General features: G+C 61.4%; 22 protein-coding genes. 9 read left to right on the forward strand and 13 right to left on the reverse strand.

Annotated elements, in window-relative coordinates; genetic code table 11:
* Positions 1-100: 100 nt before the first annotated feature.
* Positions 101-937: a PRC-barrel domain-containing protein gene (locus tag K3728_03430; protein ID UWQ96306.1), complete on the forward strand. Its 837-nt coding sequence runs from the start codon at positions 101-103 to the stop codon at positions 935-937.
* Positions 938-1,500: 563 nt separating this feature from the next.
* Here K3728_03430 and K3728_03435 read toward each other — a convergent pair.
* Positions 1,501-2,352, reverse strand: coding sequence for a DUF4394 domain-containing protein (locus K3728_03435; GenBank protein ID UWQ96307.1), 852 nt, complete (start codon positions 2,350-2,352; stop codon positions 1,501-1,503).
* A 139-nt stretch (positions 2,353-2,491) separates the two neighbouring features.
* On the opposite strand from K3728_03435, the gene K3728_03440 reads away from it, so the two are divergent.
* The 5 genes from K3728_03440 (at position 2,492) to K3728_03460 (ending at position 7,807) form a co-directional block, all read left to right on the forward strand.
* On the forward strand, positions 2,492-3,340 hold the full coding sequence (locus K3728_03440; protein UWQ96308.1) for an MBL fold metallo-hydrolase: 849 nt from the start codon (positions 2,492-2,494) through the stop codon (positions 3,338-3,340).
* An 89-nt stretch (positions 3,341-3,429) separates the two neighbouring features.
* Positions 3,430-4,671 carry an Hsp70 family protein gene (locus tag K3728_03445; GenBank protein ID UWQ96309.1) on the forward strand — a complete coding sequence of 414 codons (1,242 nt, stop codon included), beginning with the start codon at positions 3,430-3,432 and terminating at the stop codon, positions 4,669-4,671.
* 123 nt (positions 4,672-4,794) lie between these two features.
* Positions 4,795-5,349, forward strand: coding sequence for a GbsR/MarR family transcriptional regulator (locus tag K3728_03450; GenBank protein UWQ96310.1), 555 nt, complete (start codon positions 4,795-4,797; stop codon positions 5,347-5,349).
* A 3-nt stretch (positions 5,350-5,352) separates the two neighbouring features.
* On the forward strand, positions 5,353-6,804 hold the full coding sequence (locus K3728_03455; protein UWQ96311.1) for a cytochrome ubiquinol oxidase subunit I: 1,452 nt from the start codon (positions 5,353-5,355) through the stop codon (positions 6,802-6,804).
* Positions 6,794-7,807 (forward strand): cytochrome d ubiquinol oxidase subunit II, encoded by a 1,014-nt coding sequence (locus K3728_03460; protein UWQ96312.1) that lies wholly within the window; start codon positions 6,794-6,796, stop codon positions 7,805-7,807. The genes K3728_03455 and K3728_03460 overlap by 11 nt, the downstream gene beginning before the upstream one ends.
* Positions 7,808-7,937: 130 nt before the next feature.
* On the opposite strand, the gene K3728_03465 is transcribed toward K3728_03460, so the two are convergent.
* Positions 7,938-8,747, reverse strand: a complete 810-nt coding sequence (locus K3728_03465) for a division plane positioning ATPase MipZ (GenBank protein ID UWQ96313.1) — start codon at positions 8,745-8,747, stop codon at positions 7,938-7,940.
* Between the two features lie 168 nt (positions 8,748-8,915).
* On the opposite strand from K3728_03465, the gene K3728_03470 reads away from it, so the two are divergent.
* Complete coding sequence (locus K3728_03470; GenBank protein ID UWQ96314.1) at positions 8,916-10,187, forward strand: tetratricopeptide repeat protein; 1,272 nt, start codon at positions 8,916-8,918, stop codon at positions 10,185-10,187.
* A 179-nt stretch (positions 10,188-10,366) separates the two neighbouring features.
* On the opposite strand, the gene rpmE is transcribed toward K3728_03470, so the two are convergent.
* From rpmE to trmD, 3 genes are all read right to left on the reverse strand, one after another.
* A complete protein-coding gene (gene rpmE, locus K3728_03475) occupies positions 10,367-10,588 on the reverse strand; it encodes a 50S ribosomal protein L31 (GenBank protein UWQ96315.1) in 222 nt (73 codons plus the stop codon).
* A 12-nt stretch (positions 10,589-10,600) separates the two neighbouring features.
* Positions 10,601-10,981, reverse strand: a complete 381-nt coding sequence (rplS, locus tag K3728_03480; GenBank protein UWQ96316.1) for a 50S ribosomal protein L19 — start codon at positions 10,979-10,981, stop codon at positions 10,601-10,603.
* A gap of 574 nt (positions 10,982-11,555) precedes the next feature.
* Complete coding sequence (gene trmD / locus K3728_03485) at positions 11,556-12,374, reverse strand: tRNA (guanosine(37)-N1)-methyltransferase TrmD (protein ID UWQ96317.1); 819 nt, start codon at positions 12,372-12,374, stop codon at positions 11,556-11,558.
* A 304-nt stretch (positions 12,375-12,678) separates the two neighbouring features.
* Here trmD and K3728_03490 point away from each other — a divergent pair, with 304 nt between their 5' ends.
* Complete coding sequence (locus K3728_03490; GenBank protein UWQ96318.1) at positions 12,679-13,614, forward strand: ABC transporter ATP-binding protein; 936 nt, start codon at positions 12,679-12,681, stop codon at positions 13,612-13,614.
* Positions 13,611-14,372: an ABC transporter permease gene (locus K3728_03495; GenBank protein ID UWQ96319.1), complete on the forward strand. Its 762-nt coding sequence runs from the start codon at positions 13,611-13,613 to the stop codon at positions 14,370-14,372. Before K3728_03490 ends, K3728_03495 begins: the two co-directional genes overlap by 4 nt.
* Positions 14,373-14,501: 129 nt before the next feature.
* On the opposite strand, the gene rimM is transcribed toward K3728_03495, so the two are convergent.
* From rimM to K3728_03535, 8 genes are all read right to left on the reverse strand, one after another.
* Positions 14,502-15,077 (reverse strand): ribosome maturation factor RimM, encoded by a 576-nt coding sequence (gene rimM / locus K3728_03500; protein ID UWQ97431.1) that lies wholly within the window; start codon positions 15,075-15,077, stop codon positions 14,502-14,504.
* A 161-nt stretch (positions 15,078-15,238) separates the two neighbouring features.
* Positions 15,239-15,643: a 30S ribosomal protein S16 gene (gene rpsP / locus K3728_03505; protein UWQ96320.1), complete on the reverse strand. Its 405-nt coding sequence runs from the start codon at positions 15,641-15,643 to the stop codon at positions 15,239-15,241.
* Positions 15,644-15,685: 42 nt separating this feature from the next.
* On the reverse strand, positions 15,686-15,982 hold the full coding sequence (locus K3728_03510) for a chorismate mutase (GenBank protein ID UWQ96321.1): 297 nt from the start codon (positions 15,980-15,982) through the stop codon (positions 15,686-15,688).
* Positions 15,983-16,025: 43 nt separating this feature from the next.
* Positions 16,026-16,544, reverse strand: a complete 519-nt coding sequence (locus K3728_03515; protein ID UWQ97432.1) for a GNAT family N-acetyltransferase — start codon at positions 16,542-16,544, stop codon at positions 16,026-16,028.
* A 2-nt stretch (positions 16,545-16,546) separates the two neighbouring features.
* The gene (locus K3728_03520) at positions 16,547-17,086 is read right to left on the reverse strand and encodes a GNAT family N-acetyltransferase (protein UWQ96322.1); all 540 of its coding nucleotides are present in this window, start codon (positions 17,084-17,086) and stop codon (positions 16,547-16,549) included.
* On the reverse strand, positions 17,083-18,588 hold the full coding sequence (ffh, locus tag K3728_03525) for a signal recognition particle protein (GenBank protein ID UWQ96323.1): 1,506 nt from the start codon (positions 18,586-18,588) through the stop codon (positions 17,083-17,085). Before ffh ends, K3728_03520 begins: the two co-directional genes overlap by 4 nt.
* Before the next feature lie 3 nt (positions 18,589-18,591).
* Positions 18,592-18,915, reverse strand: coding sequence for a hypothetical protein (locus tag K3728_03530; protein ID UWQ96324.1), 324 nt, complete (start codon positions 18,913-18,915; stop codon positions 18,592-18,594).
* A gap of 276 nt (positions 18,916-19,191) precedes the next feature.
* Positions 19,192-19,641 carry a hypothetical protein gene (locus K3728_03535; GenBank protein ID UWQ96325.1) on the reverse strand — a complete coding sequence of 150 codons (450 nt, stop codon included), beginning with the start codon at positions 19,639-19,641 and terminating at the stop codon, positions 19,192-19,194.
* Between the last annotated feature and the right edge of the window lie 55 nt (positions 19,642-19,696).

Below are 19,696 nucleotides of genomic sequence, written 5' to 3' on the forward strand. Positions count from 1 at the left end.
TCCCCGCATTCGGCCGAATAAACCGGAACAAAGGGGCAGGGCGTCCGTTTCTCCAATGCAAGGCGCGAACTAAGCGCGTCGCTGAAAAAGGAGAGACAACATGAAACGTTTTCTTATCACTACCGCTGCCGCATCTGTTATGGCTACTGGCGCATTCGCTGACGCTCATTCCGGCCCCTTCTCGGGCGAAGCTTTTGATGCAGAGATGAACCTGAACGCCTCTGACGTGATTGGCGCACGGGTATACGTGACCGAAAACGAGACAGGTCCCTTTGTCGTCGATGATGGCGAGCAAGAGTGGGACGACATCGGTGAGATCAACGAAATCATCCTGACCCGTGACGGCGACGTACAGTCCGTTATCGTTGGCGTTGGTGGCTTCTTGGGCATCGGTGAACGTGATGTCGCCGTGAACATGGACCAGATCCAGTTCGTATCCGACGGCGAAGATTCCGATGATTACTTCCTTGTCGTGAACGCTGCTGCCGCTGACGTGGAGCAAGCGCCTGAATATGAGCGTACCTCCATGGCAATGGGTGGCGATGAAGAAATGCACTCCGACATGGATATGGACGCTGACGCCGACATGACCCCAATGGATGATGCTGAACGTCCTTTGATGGCTCAACCCACGATCGAGCGTGACGGCTATGAGACCGTTGAACGCGATGATTTGACCGCAGAAGACCTGACCGGCGCCCGTGTCTACGGCTCTGGCGATGAAGATGTGGGTGAAGTCAGCGAGCTGCTGCTGAACGACGACGGTACATTGGACCGCGCCGTGCTGGATATCGGTGGCTTCCTTGGCTTGGGCGAGCATTCGATCGCTGTGACCTTTGACGAACTGCAAATCGTACGCGGTGAAGGCGGCGACGTGCGGGTCTACATCGACAGCACGCAGGACGCGCTTGAAGCACAGCCTGCTTACGAAGGCTAACCTACTTCGCTGACGCCACTAGCGGCGTCTGCACATTGATAGCGCCGCCACTGGGCTTTCCCAGTGGCGGCGTTTTCTTGTGTGCTAAGGGGGGGAGCGGCGCGGGCGCGATCCTGAACCTGACAACCAATGCGGGTCGGCCCGGCCCTCTACCACGCATTGGACAGGCCATGACCGGCAATGATGCCGGGAAAAATATGCATATACGCAAGGGCTTTTGCGTCATCGCCTGTCGTGTTCTCCGCTTCCTATGCGGTACGAACCGTACTCAAGCTTGGCGATTGGGTAGCGGAAAGGGCATCGCTGTGCTGTTCAATTAAAGGAGGCTTAGCGGAAGCGCCGAGATGCGCCGGAACGAAGGAGAGGCGTCTTAACGGCGGCTCTTGTTACAGGCCAGGTCGCTCCCCAGTCCCCTTCTGGAGCCTTCGTTTCCGGGCAGCATGGATCAACCTTCAGTTAGCTGCACACACCAAGGCGCCCTGCTCAGCGTGCACAAAAAAGGCCCCGACGCAGGTGCGCCGGGGCCAGTGAGGAGAGGTCTTCCTTGCGGGAAGGGACTGTAGTTACATGCCCATGGAGACAGCGAAGCCGCGCAGGCCGCCCATCGGCAGATCAGCAAGGGCCGTGGCCGCGCCGGTTTCCAGGTCGATGGCGTAAAGGCCGCTCATGTCCGAGCCTTCCATTTGCAGGATCGCAAACGCCGCGTCCGAGCCTTCTTCTGGGGAAACGATGTCAAAGCCGCCCGCAGCGGCCAAATCCACGGCCTCACCGTCAACGGTGATCGGGGCAACGGTGGCCAGAGTGCCAGCGTTGTTGGCGATCGAGATCAGAGCGTCGGTTGCCGCGTCGATCCCGTATTGGAACGTGCTTTCCGCCGTCATGCCGTTGATCGCGTTGGTGTAGGCGTTGGCGAAGACCATCGGCGTCGTGCCTTCGTTGGCATCGCCTTCAGCGTAGGCCAGATCGGTGACGCGGATCACCGTGTTGGCGCGTTCATCGTTGTCGCCAAAGCCTGCGGGGAAATATACGAGGTTATCGCCTGCGCTGGATACGGCGCGTACAGCGTCGATGCCGTTGTTGAAGTCAAACGCGGTAAATGCGCCATCGGCGATCATCGCGCCGTCGCCATAAGCGGCCTCAACATCTGTTAACGCGCCCGAGGTCGTGTCGATCACGTAGATCGCGCCGTTGGTGTAGCCCAGAAGCTCACCCGTGACGGGACGCCATGCGATGCCGTCAATCTCGTTGGCCAGATCGAAGCTCATCACTTCGCCGGGGGCGGCGATGGAGCCCATAACGTGCAAGGTCATGCCGTCAGCGGCCAGGGCGTAGCCAGAATTGCCAGCGTGGCCGTCGGCAAAAGCAGGGGCGGTGGCAAGGGCGAGGGCGGAAGCGGCGGTCAATGTACGAAGCATGTGTCTGTCCTTTATGTCATCTCGGTTGGCCCCATCGGGAGCCGGTTACGCTTGAAGCCACGAAAGTCCCCACCAGAAAGTTTCATCCGCGTTCAAAAAAATGCAAAGCTACGGCTGTGCAACAGGGAGAGCGCAGGAAATGTTGTGTAAAATCGGTGACGTAGAGGTCTGGCGTATTCTTGAGATGAATGGCCCGTTCCGGGAGGCAACGCGCCTTTTCCCCAACGCGGGCCCCGATGTGGCGCAATTGATGGAGGCAAAAGCCCCCGGCGTGATCGAGCCTGCAACGGGCTGTGTGATCCTGCCCGTGCAAGGCTACCTTCTGAAAACGCGAGATCATGTGGTTCTGGTGGATGCCTGCGTGGGCAACCACAAATCCGTGCCCAGTTTTGACGATTGGAACCAGCGCGATGATGGCCGCTTTCTGGCCGCTCTGACGGCGGCGGGGGTCAGCCCTGCGGATGTGGATTACGTCTTCTGCACCCACCTGCATATTGACCACATCGGCTGGAACACGCGGTTGGAGGATGGCCGTTGGGCGCCCACCTTCCCAAAGGCGCGTTATCTCTTTCCCGCCGCCGACCTCAAGATGCTGCACGAGAACCCGCACCCGATGTATGACGAAAGCATTCACCCCGTGGTAGAGGCCGGGCAGGCCGAGGAAGTCGGCCCCGATCATGGCATCGGTGACGCGATCACCCTCATCCCCACGCCGGGCCATACGCCCGGCCATGTCAGCGTTCGTATCCACTCTCAGGGGGCAGAGGCGGTGATTACCGGCGATGCAATCCACACCACGCCGCAATGTTGCTACCCCGATTGGCACTTCGTCTATGACGCTGATGCTGAGCAAGCGGTGGCATCGCGCAGGCACCTGTTGGAAACGGTCTCGGACAGGGGCGCACGGGTGTTGGGGACACATTTCCTGATGCCGTCGCTTGGGCGCATCCGAGCTAAGGGTGACGCCTTTGAATGGGTGCCGGATTAGGTATTGTCGCAGGGCTCTGCCGGGTTGTGCGCTTGGCGAAACTCGGATAGCCAGCGCGGCCTTATCTTCCCCCGCGTCGAAGGCCCGCTGTGACCCATCCAGATACCCTTGCCGTTGATTTCGGCACTTCTAACTCTGCCGCAGCGCTGTTGCAGGATGGCGCGATCGTGCGGATTGATGTGGAGCCGGGCGAAGCAACCCTGCCTACAGCCGTCTTCTTTCCCGCCGATGGGGGCGCGATGCAGATCGGCAGCCAAGCCGCGCAATCGCTGATTGAGGGCGAAGAAGGACGTTATATGCGGGCGCTCAAAAGCATCCTTGGCGTGCCCTTGGTCCACGAGACGCGGCTTATCAGCGGGCGCAGGCGGGCGGTGACGGACGTGATTACCGCCTTCCTCACGGTGCTGCGCACCAAGGCCGAAGCTCAGACTGGCCGTTCGATCACCCGTGCCCTGTCGGGCCGTCCCGTGCGCTTTCATAGCGACCATCCAGAAAGGGACACCCAGGCCGAGAAGGACCTGCGCGGCTGCTACACCGCTGCGGGCTTTACCCATGTGGATTTTCTGGCTGAACCCGAAGCCGCCGCGATTTCGTGTCAGGCAATGGGGGCAGCGGATGGCTTGGGCCTGATCGTGGACATCGGCGGCGGCACCTCGGATTTCTCGGTGTTTCGCAACGGCGCGCGCGGGCCGGATATCCTTGCCAGCCACGGTATCCGCCTTGGGGGTACGGATTTTGACCACGCGGTCTCCATGGCCCATGCGATGCCGGTTCTGGGCCTTGGCGGGCAGTTGCGCCGCACGATGGGCACGGGTCTTCTGCCGGTGCCCCGTGCGCCTTATGTGGAACTATCCACCTGGGCGAAAATCCCGTTCCTCTATACCCAAGACACCCGCCGCATGGTCGCTGACATGGTCCGCCATGCGGTTGACCGCCCGGCGATGGAACGCTTTGCCGAGGTGTTGGAACTGGAACTGGGCCATGAATTGGCCTTCGCGGTCGAGCGGGGCAAGATTGCCGCCAACAATGGCGCGGACGGCGCGGCGATTGATATGGGGGCGCTGCAACGGGGCCTGAAGATCGCCCTGACTGACAATGATCTTACCCAAGATCTGGCCCCGACAAGGACAGAGTTACGCGTGGCCATGGCCGAGACATTGACCCAAGCTGGCATCAGCGGCACCGATGTGGGCCGGATCATCCTTGTGGGTGGCTCCAGCCTCATGGGGTTCATCGCAGAGGAGGCACAGGCCCTGTGCCCGCAGGCCGAAGTCCTGCGATCCAACGCGTTTACCGCTGTTGTGGACGGTCTGGCGCTGGCCACCGCGTAAGGAGCATTCCCAATTGTCGCAGGGGATTTGCCTTTCTCGGGATCTGCCCTATTGTTATTTCAGAAATTACTGAAATGACGGTAAGTTGTCAGAACTTCCGGTCATGCGCGAACAGGATGGCCTATGAACCTTACAAATCTACAGCAGGAGTTTGTCCTGCATTTCGGCGAGATGGGTAGCCGGTGGGGGATCAACCGCACCGTAGGGCAGATTTATGCGTTGTTGTTCCTGTCCTCGGACCCGCTCAACGCAGAGCAGATCACCGAAGGGCTGGGGGTTAGCCGCTCCAACACCTCGATGGGGTTGAAGGAGCTTCAGGCATGGGGCCTTGTGCGCCTGCGCCACATCCCGGACGATCGCCGCGACTATTTCACCACGCCCGAAGACCTCTGGGAAATCACCCGTATCCTCATCGCCGAACGCAAGAAGCGAGAGATTGACCCGACGCTGACCAAGCTGCGCGAGTTAGAAATGGCCGGCCCCGCTGGCGATGACTACGCCGAGGCCCGCATCGGCGAGTTGCGCGAAATGATCGAGCTGATGACAGGCTTCTATGACGACATGGAGAAGCTGGAGACAGAGCGTTTGGTCAAGATGATGACCCTTGGCAGCAAAATCGCGGGCGTGATCGACAAGGCGGGGGCCGTGTTCCCCACAATAACCAAGCGGAAGGTGTAGCCGATGGAAGCGTTAGATACTCTGATCTTCAGCCGCATTCAGTTTGCGGCCAACATTTCGTTCCACATCCTGTTTCCCACGATCACCATCGCCCTTGGGTGGGTGCTGTTGTTCTTCCGCGTCCGTTTTGCGCAGACCGGGGATCAGAAGTGGATGAACATCTACCGGTTCTGGGTGAAGGTCTTCGCCCTGTCATTTGCCATGGGCGTTGTCAGCGGCATCACCATGTCGTTCCAGTTCGGCACCAACTGGCCGGGATTTATGGAGACCGTCGGCAATATCGCAGGCCCGCTTCTGGCCTATGAGGTGCTGACCGCCTTCTTTCTGGAAGCCGCCTTTGTGGGCATCATGCTGTTCGGCTTTTCCCGCGTGCCGGGGTGGCTGCACATGTTGGCGACCTTCCTTGTGGCCTTCGGGACAACGGTTTCGGCGTTCTGGATTATCGTGCTGAATTCGTGGATGCACACGCCGCAAGGGTACGAGATGATCGACGGCGTGGCCCATGCCACCGACTGGTGGGCGATTATCTTTAACCCCTCCATGCCGTATCGGTTCTTCCATATGCTTTTGGCATCGGGCCTGACGGTGGCGTTTCTGGTCGCCGGTGTCTCGGCGTTCCGCTGGCTGTTGGGGGACCGGTCCCGCGATGTGCGCACGGCGTTGAAGGTTGGCGTCTGCATCGGGGCGCTGCTGATCCCAGTGCAGATTTTCGTCGGCGATTCCCATGGGTTGAACACGCTAGAGTATCAGCCTCAGAAAATCGCCGCGATGGAAGGCATCTGGGAGACCGGACCGCATCAGCCGTTGCTTTTGTTTGCCATTCCCGACGAGGCGGCGCGGACGAACCATTTTGAGTTGGCGGTCCCGAATGTGGCCTCCATCATCTTGACCCACCACGCCGATGGGGTGTTGCAGGGCCTCAACGATTTTGTGGGTGAGGATGGCACGCCCATGCATCCGCCTGTATTCCCGGTGTTCTGGAGCTTCCGGGTCATGGTGGGCACGGGGCTGGCGATGCTGTTGCTGTCATGGGCCACAGTATTTGTGATGTGGAAACGCCGCCGGATGCATGTGGACGCAGAGGCGGGCCATTGGCTCGCCGTGGAGGGCCTGCCCAAGCCCTTCTTCTGGGTGCTGGCCCCGATGGCTTTCAGCGGATGGGTGGCCACCCTTGCGGGTTGGTACACGACAGAGATCGGGCGCCAGCCGTGGTTGGTGCAGGGGATCATGACCACGGATATGGCCGTAGCCAACGTGCCCGCGCCGATGGTGGCAAGCACGCTGATAGGCTACTTGGTGGTCTACGGCTTGCTGCTTATGGCCTACATTTCGGTGATCTTGTACCTCGCGCGGAAAGCGGCACGCGGCGAGGATGGCCGCGCCAATGACATGAGCCATTCCGGCAAGGCGCAGGTCGAGGTTTTGTCCGGAGAGGAGCACGCCCATGTTGCCTGATTTCGCAAACCCCGCCGATTGGTTGCCCTGGGCTTTTGCCTCTCTCATGGGGTTCTCGATCCTTGTCTATGTGGTCTTGGACGGGTTCGATCTGGGAGTGGGGATTTTGTTCCCTTTCGCCGAGGATACCGAGAAGGACCGGATGATCGGCTCTATCGGGCCGTTCTGGGACGCGAACGAGACATGGTTGGTTTTGGCCGTGGGGCTGTTGCTGGTGGCCTTTCCAACCGCCCATGGATTGATCCTTTCCACGCTGTATTTGCCGGTGTTTGTCATGCTGATCGGGTTGATCCTTCGAGGCGTGGCGTTCGAGTTCCGCGCCAAGGCTCACGCACGGCACAGGGCTTTGTGGAACCGGCTGTTCTTTGCGGGCTCGACCCTGACGGCGCTGAGCCAAGGGTTCATGTTGGGCCTTTATGTGATGGGGTTGCAGCAGACATGGGCGACATACGCTTTTGCGGCGCTGACGGCTGTGTTTTTGGCGGTCGGCTATAGTTTCATCGGTGCGAGCTGGTTGATCCACAAGACCGAGGCAGACTTGCAGGTGAAGGCCGTGAAATGGGCACGGCAGAGCCTGTGGGGCGTGGTTCTGGGCATCGGCGCGGTGTCCTTGGCAACGCCTTTGGTGTCGGCCCGGATATGGGAGCGGTGGTTGCAGTTCCCCGAGGCCCTGTGGCTGGCCCCGATCCCGGTGATATCGGGGCTGTTGGTGCTGTGGCTATGGCGAATGGTCCGGGTGATGCCGTTCGAGGGCGACGCGCGGTCCTGGCAACCCTTCGCGGTGGCCACGGGGCTGTTCGCGCTTGCCTACGTAGGCTTGGCCTATTCCTTCTACCCCTACGTGGTGCCGGAGAGGTTGACGATCTACGAGGCGGCGGCAGCGCCGGAGAGCCTGTTGATCATTCTGGTGGGCGCTTGCTTCGTGGTGCCCGTGATCGCCGGCTATTCGATCTTGGCCTACGTGATATTCCGCGGCAAAGCGACGGCGCTGCGCTACGACTGAGGCCGCAGCGCAGTCAAAAGGTGCGGCTGCGCCGCATTGTTTTTATGAAGAGGGAAGGGGGCTAGCCCCCTTAGCGCATCCTGTGGGATGCGCCCACCCCCAGAGGTGTACTGGCCAAGATGAAGGAGCGTCAGAAATTGACGGTGACGCCCGGGAGGTTGAGGGCGGTCATCAGGTCACGCAGTTCCTGGCGGGCGGCGACGTTGGAGATGTTCATGCGCTCGACGCCCATATCGCGGAGATCGAGGAGGGTCATGCCGGTGGGGAAGAGCTCCCGGAAGATCACCCGTTCAGAGAAGCCCGGAGCGACACGGAAGCCGATGCGTTTGGAGAGTTCCTCTAGCGCGCGGCCCATCTTCGCCTTGTTATGCATTTGTTGGGCGGGAAGGCGGTTGCGAACAACGACCCAGTCGGTGGGTTGGAGGCCTGCCTTGGCCCGCAGTTGTCGCGCGTGCCAGACCATCTCGGAATAGACGGAGGGGCCTTTGAGGTCGAAGGTTTCGGGGTCAACCTTGGCCAGAAGGTCGAAGTCCACGAAGCTGTCGTTGAGGGGAGTGACCAGCGTATCGGCCAGGCTATGGGCGACTTGGCTGAGGCGCGTGTGGCTACCCGGGCAGTCGATCACGATGAAGTCGCAGCGGCCCTCGTGTTCGGCAACGGCAGAGGACAGGCGGTGGTCGTAGATGTTCACACCCTCGGGCACGTCATCAGCCGAGATGTCAGGCAGGTCGAGGATTAGGGGGCAGGCGAGGTCCATGCCGCGCCGTTCCGCTGTGGCACGACGGTTGTCCAGATAGCGGTGGAAGCTGCGTTGGCGTAGATCAAGATCGAGCCCTCCGACCACATGCCCCAGCCGCGCCAACGCTGTTGCGATATGCATGGAGGTCGTCGATTTGCCGGATCCGCCCTTCTCGTTCCCGAGAACAATGATATGCGCCATGGCCTGTCCTGCCTTGTTTTTATGCGGTCTTGCGGCCTCGTGGGTGTTGGGCCCTTTCGGGGTATATACGCCTGCCTTGAGGGATTTGTTAAGCGCAAAGCCGTAAATGATGGACGGATCATCTGCCCCGTGCGACCCTTTTGCCGCAATGCAAGGAAGGGGCTGGCAATGGAAACGGACCGATATGGAAACACGCTCGGCACCGAAAGCGCGGTTGCGGCGCGGGCCTATGACATCGGCGTGGACCACGTTCTGGCCGCCACATCCGGCGCGAGAGAGGCATTCGCCGATGCGATGGCAGCAGATGAAGGCTTCGCGCTAGCCTATGTGGGCGCGGCCCGCGCGGCGATGTATGCGGGCGACATGGGGGCGATCAAGCCGCTGATGGAAAAGGCCGTGGCGCTGTCTGGTGGCCTTAGCGCGCGCGAGGTTTCTCACATCGCGGTGTTCAACCTGCTGTTCTCCGCCAAGCCGGTGGAGGCCCGCGCCGCGGTGGAGGCCCATGTTCTTGATCACCCCCGCGATGCCATGGTCGCACAGATCTGCACCAACATCTTCGGCCTGATCGGCTTTTCCGGGCAACCGGGGCGCGAGGCGGCCCTACTGGCCTATACCGGGGCCCTGCTGCCGCATTATGGCGACGATTGGTGGATGGGCTCGATGCACGCGTTGTCGCTCACGGAAGTGGGGCGGCCAGGCGCGGGGCTGGAGATGATGGAGGCGTCGCTGGCACGCTACGGCGCCAACGCCAATGGCTCTCACTTCAAAGCGCATGCCCTATATGAGCAGGGCCGCACGGCCGAGGGGCGTGCCTACCTGAACGCTTGGATGGCCAATTATGCGCCGCAATCGGTGCTGCATGGGCACCTGTCTTGGCACCAGGCGCTCTGGGCTTTGCAAGATGGCGATTGGGACGCCATGTGGCGCCACTACCGGGATGACATCGCGCCCGGTGCGGGCCATGCATTGCCGATCAATGTGCTCACCGACGGGGCGGCCCTGCTTTGGCGCGCAGAAATGGCGGGGGCGGCAGTTGCGCCGGAAGATTGGCACGCCCTCAGCGCCTATGCCACGCAACATTTCCCCAATCCCTCACAAAGCTTTGCAGATATCCACGCCGCCTTGGCCCACGCCATGGCAGGTGACGGGGCCGCCTTGGCGAAAGTGGCCGAGGCCTCCCATGGATACGCCGCCGACATGGTGCCGCCCGTGGCCCGCGCTTGGGGAGCCGTCGCGCGCGGCGACTATGCCCTCGCTCTTGTAGAACTCACACCCGTCATGGCTGACCACGCCCGCCTTGGTGGCTCCAAAGCACAACGCGATTTGCTGGAACTCACCTGGCTGCTCTGCCTGATGCGTACCGGGGCCCACGACGAAGCCCGCCGGGCAATCTCGACCCGCCGTCCGCTTTTCTCCCAAACCGCGCCTGTCGCTCCATAACCCCTCTGCCTCATGCCGCCACGCCCCCAGCTCTCGCGGGCGCCCTCCCTTCATCTTGGCCAATACAACTCAATCCCTCACTCTCCCCAACCGCTGCCCTCTCCTTCAATAAACCCACCCCAAAATGCAAAACGCCGCCCCCGAAGGAGCGGCGCCTGACGTGCAACAAAAGTCGGTGCTTAGAAGCCCAGACCTTCGTACTTTTTCTTGAACTTGGACACACGGCCGCCGGTGTCCAGCAAGCGGGCGCCGCCACCGGTCCAGGCAGGGTGAACCGTAGGGTCAATGTCGAGCGCGAGCGTGTCGCCCGCGGCACCCCAGTTGGAGCGCATCTCAACGATATCGCCGTTGGTCATTTTCACGTTGATCACGTGGTACTCGGGATGCAGGTCCTTTTTCATCTCGTGATCTCCTTATGCTTTGGCTTTGAGCGGCTTGTAACGGGTATCCTCGGCGATACGCGCGGACTTACCGCGACGCGAGCGGAGGTAGTACAGCTTGGAACGACGGACGCGGCCACGGCGTACGACGGTGATGCTGTCGATGTTGGTCGAATGCAGGGGGAACACACGCTCCACGCCCTCACCGAAGGAGATTTTGCGCACGGTGAACGAGCCGGCAATGCCGTGGCCGTTCTTGCGCGCGATGCAAACGCCCTCATAGTTCTGCACACGGGTACGTGTGCCTTCTGTCACCCGGAAGCCGACGCGAATGGTGTCGCCCGCTTTAAAATCCGGAATGTCCTTGGCAAGTTCTGCAACTTGCTCGGCTTCCAATTGTGCGATCAGGTTCATCTGAAACGCTCCTTTTCCTATCGCGGTTTTCCCGCGGATCTATGCCGTCCCAGAGCTCTGGTCTTCGACCGGGTCCAGTTGCCTTGCGACAAGTGCCCGCCAGAGATACGCACATGCGTTCATTTTTCTCGGTTCTGCCGCCCGTTGATGGCCTCGGAAGTTCGACCTTGGGCATAGCACAACAATCCGGTTGGCCGATTCCAGCCCCGGATGGGAGGCGTATATGAGGGCAGGGCCAAGGGATCAAGGGGATTCGGGAGGCGGATACGAGGTTTGGCGAAGGGCTTAGGGCCGTAGCTGCTCTGCGCCCCAATACGCTATAAGTTGAGGTATCCCGCGACGATGGCAATTAACGCGCTCAGATGGACAACCATGATGGCGCGGTCTTTCCACATAACCCCGACAAGGAACCAAAGGACAAATCCCCACGATAAAGGCGAACAGGTTCCACGGAATGATGTTCAGGCCGGTAAGGCCGTAGCCGAACAGTTGGATGACGGTCGCAACCATTTTCACGATAACAACGCGTTTTATTGGCGTATCTCTTTTGCGGACCGATCTTACTGGAGTGCCGCTAGAGCTTCGGCTTTCTGGGGGCGGCCTCATACACCGCCCACAAATCCGGCCGCCGCTCTTGCGTCAGTGCCTCGGCCTGTTCCTTCCGCCATTCAGCCACCTTGCCGTGATCGCCTGACAGCAGCACGGGCGGCACCTGATGCCCGCGCCAATCGGCGGGTTTGGTGTATTGCGGATGCTCTAGCAACCCGTCCGAGAAGCTTTCTTCCTGAGTGGATTCGGCGTTGCCTAGAACGCCGGGGATAAGCCGCGTGGTGGCGTCCAGTACCAGTTGCGCGGGGATTTCACCGCCGGTCAGGACCGCGTCGCCGACGCAGATTTCTTCCATTGCGTAGGCGTCGATCACCCGTTGGTCCAAACCCTCGAACCGGCCGCACACGATGGTCATGCCTTTGGCCTTCGAGAACCGCTCAGCGTCGGCTTGGGTGAAGGGTTTGCCGCGCGGGGTCATGTAGACGACAGGCCATTCGGCCCGATCCGCAGGGGTGCCGCGTGCTGCGATATCCAGCGCACGGCCCATCACGTCGGGTTTCAACACCAGCCCCGCCCCGCCGCCCGCAGGGGTGTCGTCCACTTGCCGGTGCTTGCCGATGCCAAAGGTGCGCAGATCAATGGCCTCCAGCGCCCAAAGCCCTTTTTGCAGGGCTTTGCCTGTGAGGGAGGCATCGAGCACGCCGGGGAATGTTTCGGGGAACAGGGTGATGACCTTGGCGCACCAGGCTTTTGCAAGACGGGGGCGTTCGGTCATTAACTCACGGGGTTTCAGGCTGGCGGATTGCGTCAGGCGGCCGTGTGATTTGGTAGGGGGCTGTGTCATCCCGCCCGTCTACGCGGGCGGGGGCGGGCGATCAATTACTTCTCGTCCTTGTCTTGGCGGGCACGCATCACAACCAGCGTGATGACGGAAACAACGGCGCCAAGGGCGGCATAAACGAAGAACATAGGGAAATTCCTTTGAAGGGGTAAGTGCTGCACCCTGTCTAACGCCTGCCGCGTGGCTCTGACATGGCGGGAATCCCGCATCCGGTTCCCTGCGCCAGCGCGCAGAAGCACCGCAGACATGCACCTTGTCGCTCGGGGGGCGGAGCGGTACATTGCGCCCCTGCGAAGGAGCCTCCCCCATGAGTAAACCTATTCTGGTCGTCGATCAGCTGTCTAAGATATACGCCGGCGGTTTCACCGCGCTGGATGCCGTGTCGCTCGAGATTGCGGAGGGTGAGATTTTGGCTCTGCTCGGCCCCAACGGCGCGGGTAAAACGACGCTGATTTCGGCCATCTGCGGGATTGTTCAGCCTACCAGTGGGAAGGTCTCGGTCGGGGGGCATGATACGCAAACCGATTACCGCGCCGCGCGCAGCCTGATCGGGCTGGTGCCCCAGGAAATCAACCTTGAGCCGTTCGAAAAGGTGATTAACACGGTCCGTTTTTCGCGCGGGTTGTTCGGGAAGCCGCGCGATGATGCCTATCTGGAGAAGATCCTGCGGCAGCTGTCGTTGTGGGATAAAAAGGACGACGCGATCCGCACCCTATCGGGCGGGATGAAGCGGCGGGTGTTGATTGCCAAGGCGCTGTCGCACGAGCCTCGGTTGTTGTTTCTGGATGAGCCGACAGCGGGCGTGGACGTCGAGCTGCGCCGCGATATGTGGGAAATCGTGCGCAGCTTGCAGGAAAGTGGCGTGACGATCATTTTGACCACCCACTACATCGAAGAGGCCGAGGCGATGGCCGACCGGGTGGGGGTGATCAACAACGGCAAAATCCTACTGGTCGAAGAGAAGGCTGATCTGATGGCCCGCATGGGGCAGAAGGAGCTGCGCATTGATCTGGCCGAGCCGATTGAGGCTATTCCCGCCGCACTGGCGGACCGCGATCTGGAGTTGGAGCAAGGCGGTGGCCGGTTGGTCTACCGCTACGACACCCGCGCCGAGCGCACCGGCATCGTGCGCCTGTTGGCGGCCTTGCAGGACGAAGGGCTGGTGGTGGCTGACGTGGAAACCAAGCAGAGCTCATTGGAAGAGATCTTCGTGGGTCTCGTGAAAGAAGGGGAAGAGGCATGAACCTTCAGGCCGTAAAATCCATCTATGTCTTCGAGATGGCCCGCACGTTCCGCACCTTGGCCCAGTCCATCGTGTCGCCGGTTCTGTCCACGTCGCTGTATTTCATCGTGTTTGGCACGGCGATCGGATCGCGGATCGAGCAAGTGGAAGGCGTCAGCTACGGCGCGTTCATCGTGCCGGGCTTGATCATGCTGACGGTGCTGACCCAGTCTATTTCCAACGCCAGTTTCGGGATATACTTTCCGAAGTTCATTGGCACGATCTACGAATTGCTCTCGGCGCCGGCCTCGTTTCTGGAGATCACGGCAGGATACGTTTTGGCCGCCGCGACCAAGAGCTTCATGATCGGGTTAATTATTCTGGCCACGGCGTTCTTCTTTGTGGACCTGCAAATTCTGCACCCGGCGTGGATGCTGACCTTCCTGGTTCTGACCTGCCTGTCGTTCAGCCTGTTCGGCTTTATCATCGGGATTTGGGCGCAGAACTTTGAGCAGTTGCAGTTGATCCCGCTTCTGGCGGTGACGCCCTTGGTGTTCTTGGGGGGCGCGTTCTATTCGATCTCGATGCTGCCTGAGAGCTGGCAAACCGTGACGCTGTTTAACCCGGTGGTCTATTTGATCTCGGGGTTCCGGTGGAGCTTTTTTGGCGTGGCAGACGTGGCGCTGGCGTGGTCTTTGGTGGCGATCTTGGGCTTTACAGGCACCTGCATTGCCGTGATCGGATGGATCTTCAAATCCGGCTGGCGCATCCGCGCCTGAGGCGCGGGTGAGGCGTGGCGTTTGGGGCCAGTGTCGCTGAGGGGGCTAGCCCCCTGTGCGTCTTTTTCCAGGGAAAAAGATCGCAGACCCCCAGAGGTGTATTTGCCAAGATGAAGGAGCCGGGCGCGTCTAGTCGAAGTCCTGTCCCAAGGGCGCGGAGGGCGTGTTTGGAGCGGGGGCGTTGTCGAGCAGGCCATCGGGCATGTCGATGATGACACGGCCAGAGGCGAGGTCCACGGTGGGAACGGCGGCGAGGGTGAAGGGGATCAGAAGCCCGTTGCCAAGGCCCGTTCCGGTGATTTCCAGGATATCGCCCGCGCCGTGATTGGCGACGGAGGCCACTTTGCCGATGGGTTCACCGCCGGTGTCGAGGGCAGTGAGGCCGACAAGATCGGCGTGGTAGAACTCGTCATCGGGCAGGGAAGGCAAGGCCGAGCGGGGCGCATAGAGGCGGGTGCCGCGCAGCGCGTCGGCGTCTTCCTTGGTGGCAACGCCCGAGAGCATCGCGGCGTAGCCGGATTTGACCGGGCGCGTCAGGTTGATGGTGTAGGAGGTGGCGCCGTCCTCGGTTGTGAGGGGGCCGTAGGCGCCGATATCGGACGGCTCGGCACAGAAGCTTTTCAGGCGCACTTCGCCGCGCACCCCGAAAGAGCCGGAAATCGCGCCAACGCAGACGTGGTCGGGTTTGGAGGGCGATGGGGGCATGGGGGCCTCGGGCGGTTGGAGCGCGAAAGGGGGCGGTGCGGGTGTTGGACCGGGGACCGCCGGGATGGGGAACATGGGGCAAGATCAAATGTCCTGCCCCATGCCGAAGGTCTGAGCCGCCGCGTCGCGCGAGTGGCGCGCGCGGGGGCCGCGTTAAGGAATTACTCCTCTGCGGCGGCTTCTTCTGCTGCGGGCTCTTCCGCGGGGGCGGCTGCTGCTTCTGCGGCGGCGGCTGCTTTGGCGGCTTTTTCTTCGGCACGCTCAACGGCTTTTTTGCCGGGCTGTGCTTTTTTCATGTTGGCGCGCTCTTTCTTTTCGACGACGCCAGCGGCTTCAAGGAAGCGGCTGATGCGGTCGGTGGGCTGAGCGCCCTTGTCGAGCCAGTGCTGAACACGTTCCATGTCCATTTTTACGCGATCTTCGCTGTCTTTGGGCAGCAGTGGGTTGTAGGTGCCGAGCTTCTCGATGAAGCGGCCATCGCGGGGCATACGGCTGTCGGATGCAACGATGCGATAGAAGGGGCGCTTTTTGGAACCGCCGCGGGCGAGACGAATTTTCATAGCCATGGTAGGTATCTCCTGAGTGTATTTTAGATGAAACCGATGGTTTCAGGATTGATGTTGTTCGTGGTGACGGATGACTTCGTCGATGACGAAGCGCATGAGTTTCTTGGCAAAAGCGGGGTCCAGATCGGCCCGCTGTGACAAGTCTTCTAACCGGGCGATCTGCGTGGCTTCACGCGTAGGATCACTTGGGGGAAGGTCGTGTTCGGCTTTCAACGCGCCGACGGCTTGGGTGTGCTTGAAACGCTCACCCAGGGTGTAGATCAAAATCGCATCAAGGCGGTCGATGCTTTCGCGGTGGCCCTTCAGGACCTCGGCGGCTTTGGTGACTGCGTCGCTCATGGGGCGGTCTCCTGATGTGGGAATGGGCGGCTGGATTGGATGCTCATGCCAGCACCTCCGCCGGAGAGGGGTGACGCCAAATTTGCATGGTGCCGAATTTGCCATGCTCGAAGGTGCCATCCAAGCGACAGCCGAGTTTCTTGGCCAGCGCCAGAGAGGGCGCATTGTCGGCGTTCACGAAGCTGGCGGCGGTGGGCCATTCCAACGTCTGATAGGCGTAATCACGGGCCAGCAGGGCGGCTTCATAGGCGTAGCCTTTGCCTTCGCCATTGGCGAACATGGTCCAGGCGATCTCGGGCTCGGGCCAATCCACGGGGCACAGCGGTCCGACGATGCCAAGGGCCACATCTTCAGCGCCGGTTTCGGCCACGATCCAGCGGCCATAGCCGCGCAGATGCCAATGGCCGATCATCGCCGCAAGGTATTGCCAGCTTTCGGCCTCGGTCGAGGGGCCGCCGACGAAATGCGACCGCTCGGACGCGCGGAAGGTGGCGATTGCTTCGAAATCCCCAAGGGACGGCGCGCGCAGGGTCAGGCGCTCGGACAGGAGGGTGGGGATAATCATCATGCCAAGACCTCTGCCGCGCTGGGGTGGCGGTAGACCACATCATCGGGGTGGGGGCCGCGTGCATCGGTGTCGATCACGCAGCCAAGGCGGGTGGCCAGCGCGACCGAGCGCGTGTTTCCCGCGTCGATATTGCTGACGGCGGTAGTCCAGCCGAGGGTGGTGTAGGCGTAACGGCGGATGGCGGTCATGGCCTCGAACGCGAAACCCTTGCCTTCGGCGGTCTCGTCCCAAACGGTCCAAGAGAACTCGTTTTCGGGGTAAGGCTCGGGCCGCCAAGGGCCCATGGTGCCCACAACGTTGCCTGTATCTTTGCGCACCACGGCAAAGCAGCCGAAGCCGCGCAGGTGCCAATGGCCGGTGATGGTCGCCAGAACGCGCCACGCATAGCCCACGTCTTTATCCGGCCCGCCGCCCACGAAGGTGGCACGCTCGGACAGGGCGAAGGCCTTGAACGCCTCGAAATCCGATGCCTCGGGGGCACGGAAGGTCAGACGCTCGGTCTCCAGCGTGGGGATATGGGCGAGGCGCGGTGTCACTTCTTCTTCCCGAGCCCCGAAAGATCACCCATGCCGCCAAGGCCCGGCAGGCCGCCGCCGCCTGCGCCCATCTGCTTGGCCGCGCGTTCCAGCGCCTTGGGGTCCATGCCGCCCATGGCGCCTGCGTCCATACCCGCAGGCATGCCGCCGCCTTTGCCCATCAACGCGCCCAAACCGCCGCGCATCAGGCCCTTCTTGCCCATTTTGCCCATCTTCTTCATCGCGTCCGCCATCTGGCGGTGCATCTTCAGAAGCTTGTTCAGGTCCGACACGTCTTGGCCCGCGCCCTTGGCGATCCGCTTCTTGCGGCTGGCTTGCAGCACGGCGGGGTTGGCGCGTTCTTTCTTGGTCATCGACTGGATCAGAGCGATCTGGCGCACGATCACCTTATCGTCGAAGCCCGCTTCTTCGATCTGTTTCGACATCTTTGCCATGCCGGGCATCATGCCCATCATGCCTTGCATGCCGCCCATCTTCTGCATCTGCTCTAGCTGGCCTTTCAGGTCGTTCATGTTGAACTGACCCTTCTGGAAGCGCTTCATCATGCGCTCGGCCTGTTCGGCCTCCAGGGTTTCTTGTGCTTTCTCGACCAGAGCAACAATGTCGCCCATGCCAAGGATGCGGCCCGCGATACGCTCGGGCTCGAATGTTTCAATCGCGTCCAGCTTTTCGCCGAGGCCCACGAAACGGATCGGCTTGCCGGTGATCTCGCGCATGGAAAGCGCCGCGCCGCCGCGTCCGTCGCCGTCCATCCGGGTCAGGACAACGCCCGAGACGCCGATCTTGTCATCAAATTCCGTAGCCACGTTCACCGCGTCTTGGCCGGTCAGGCCATCGACCACCAGCAGCGTTTCGCGTGGGTTGGCCACGTCGCGCACGGCGGCGGCTTGGGCGATCAGTTCGGCGTCGATGTGCAACCGGCCCGCAGTGTCGAGTATATAGACATCGTAGCCCGCCAGCGACGCCTGCGTCTTGGCGCGCTTGGCGATCTGCACCGGATCTTCACCGGGCACGATTGGCAAGGTGTCGACGCCGATTTGCGTGCCCAGAATCGCCAACTGCTCCATCGCGGCGGGGCGGTTCGTATCGAGCGAGGCCATCAGGACCTTTTTGCCCTCACGTTCCTTCAACCGCTTGGCGAGCTTCGCCGTGGTTGTGGTCTTGCCCGAGCCTTGCAGGCCGACCATAAGGATCGGCGCAGGCGGGTTGTCGATTTTCAGAACGCCGGGGTCTTCTGCGCCGCGCAGGGTGGCGATCAGCTCGTCATGGACGATCTTGACGACCTGCTGGCCGGGCGTGATCGACTTGGTAACAGCCGCGCCGGTGGCTTTCTTTTCGACGTTCTTGATGAACGTGCGGGCGACGGGCAGGGAAACGTCGGCCTCCAGCAAAGCGACACGCACTTCGCGCAGGGCGGTGCGAACGTCATCCTCGGACAGCGCGCCCTGTTTGGTGAGGCGGTCAAAGACACCGCCTAGGCGTTCGGATAGATTCTCAAACATGTGTTAATCCTTTTGCCGCTTCAGACGATTGCGTTCCGAGATTTCGGTTGCCGCGACCAATAGGCCCCAGACAGTGATCCAGATCGGGCTGAACATGACGACTGTGAAGCTGGCGATGCTCAATTCGCTGGCGATGGCGCCGAAGATATCGGGTAGCCGCACGCAGGTTGCCGGGGGATAGTTGAACGGATCGGTCATCATAACCATGCGCCCGCCGCTGCATTGCCCCCAAGCGGCCAAGGCTGAAAACACGGCCACCGCAAGGATGAACGCGCCCACAATCAACAGGCCCGCGATCAGCAGCTTTTTGGCAGTTGGTGACTTCACGTCGGCTCATTTCCCGTTCAGGTCTCACTTAAGGTCTGCGTGCCGTCTTTCCAAACTCTGGCGGTCCCAAAGGCGCGGCGTTTGCGGTGGCGTTTGCGACAATGGCAAACCCCAATGCGAATAAGCCCCCGTGGGCGAAACTCGCTGACGGGGGGCGATCCTACGAACGCGCGCGGGACCGGGAAGCTTGGCTTTCCGGCTATTGCTTGGGGATTTAGGCGGGAACGGCGGGTGAGTCAATGATTGCAGGGCAGGGATTGCGGGGAAGGTGGCGTATCAGCCGTTGGCCGCCCATGCCAGCACCCGGCGGGCATCGGTGGGGGCCATGCCGGGGGCGGGTAGCAATTGGCTGGCCCGTGTGGCGGCAGTAGCGTGCAGGTTGCGCATGAAGGCGCGTTCCGGGTCGTAGGCATCGGGCGCGGGCAAGACCTTTTCGAGGGGAACGATGGCGCGCGCCACGGGCTGACCCCGGCGCTTGCGCTCCACCTCGGCGGTGCCGTCCACAATGTCGAGCGTGGCGTGAAGTGTCTCTAGGCCAAAGATAAACGCACCATAAAGGGCGAGTACGCAGATCGCCCCGACCACAACCAGAAGCGTGGATTCCATCACCATACCGGCGACGGTTATGACCAAAGCGGCCATCGTGGCCGCAAGGATCGTGTTGCGTGCTCCGGTGATGTCGCTGTGAAGGGTGACGCTTTCGTCAGTATGCTCGGTGATCTTCATGGGGTCTGCCTTGTGCGTGCAATTTTCCCGGCTTGTCGCCTTGGACTTTGGCAAT

This window comes from Rhodobacteraceae bacterium M385 (genome assembly GCA_025141835.1).
In the GTDB taxonomy this organism is placed as follows: Bacteria; Pseudomonadota; Alphaproteobacteria; order Rhodobacterales; family Rhodobacteraceae; genus Gymnodinialimonas.

Excerpts from the sequence above, each read along its gene's own strand:
- K3728_03430 (UWQ96306.1), top strand. The coding sequence starts at position 101 with ATGAAACGTTTTCTTATCACTACCGCTGCCGCATCTGTTATGGCTACT.
- K3728_03435 (UWQ96307.1), bottom strand. The coding sequence starts at position 2,352 with ATGCTTCGTACATTGACCGCCGCTTCCGCCCTCGCCCTTGCCACCGCC.
- K3728_03440 (UWQ96308.1), top strand. The coding sequence starts at position 2,492 with ATGTTGTGTAAAATCGGTGACGTAGAGGTCTGGCGTATTCTTGAGATG.
- K3728_03450 (UWQ96310.1), top strand. The coding sequence starts at position 4,795 with ATGAACCTTACAAATCTACAGCAGGAGTTTGTCCTGCATTTCGGCGAG.
- K3728_03455 (UWQ96311.1), top strand. The coding sequence starts at position 5,353 with ATGGAAGCGTTAGATACTCTGATCTTCAGCCGCATTCAGTTTGCGGCC.
- K3728_03460 (UWQ96312.1), top strand. The coding sequence starts at position 6,794 with ATGTTGCCTGATTTCGCAAACCCCGCCGATTGGTTGCCCTGGGCTTTT.
- K3728_03465 (UWQ96313.1), bottom strand. The coding sequence starts at position 8,747 with ATGGCGCATATCATTGTTCTCGGGAACGAGAAGGGCGGATCCGGCAAA.
- K3728_03470 (UWQ96314.1), top strand. The coding sequence starts at position 8,916 with ATGGAAACGGACCGATATGGAAACACGCTCGGCACCGAAAGCGCGGTT.
- rpmE (UWQ96315.1), bottom strand. The coding sequence starts at position 10,588 with ATGAAAAAGGACCTGCATCCCGAGTACCACGTGATCAACGTGAAAATG.
- rplS (UWQ96316.1), bottom strand. The coding sequence starts at position 10,981 with ATGAACCTGATCGCACAATTGGAAGCCGAGCAAGTTGCAGAACTTGCC.
- trmD (UWQ96317.1), bottom strand. The coding sequence starts at position 12,374 with ATGACACAGCCCCCTACCAAATCACACGGCCGCCTGACGCAATCCGCC.
- K3728_03490 (UWQ96318.1), top strand. The coding sequence starts at position 12,679 with ATGAGTAAACCTATTCTGGTCGTCGATCAGCTGTCTAAGATATACGCC.
- K3728_03495 (UWQ96319.1), top strand. The coding sequence starts at position 13,611 with ATGAACCTTCAGGCCGTAAAATCCATCTATGTCTTCGAGATGGCCCGC.
- rimM (UWQ97431.1), bottom strand. The coding sequence starts at position 15,077 with ATGCCCCCATCGCCCTCCAAACCCGACCACGTCTGCGTTGGCGCGATT.
- rpsP (UWQ96320.1), bottom strand. The coding sequence starts at position 15,643 with ATGGCTATGAAAATTCGTCTCGCCCGCGGCGGTTCCAAAAAGCGCCCC.
- K3728_03510 (UWQ96321.1), bottom strand. The coding sequence starts at position 15,982 with ATGAGCGACGCAGTCACCAAAGCCGCCGAGGTCCTGAAGGGCCACCGC.
- ffh (UWQ96323.1), bottom strand. The coding sequence starts at position 18,588 with ATGTTTGAGAATCTATCCGAACGCCTAGGCGGTGTCTTTGACCGCCTC.
- K3728_03535 (UWQ96325.1), bottom strand. The coding sequence starts at position 19,641 with ATGAAGATCACCGAGCATACTGACGAAAGCGTCACCCTTCACAGCGAC.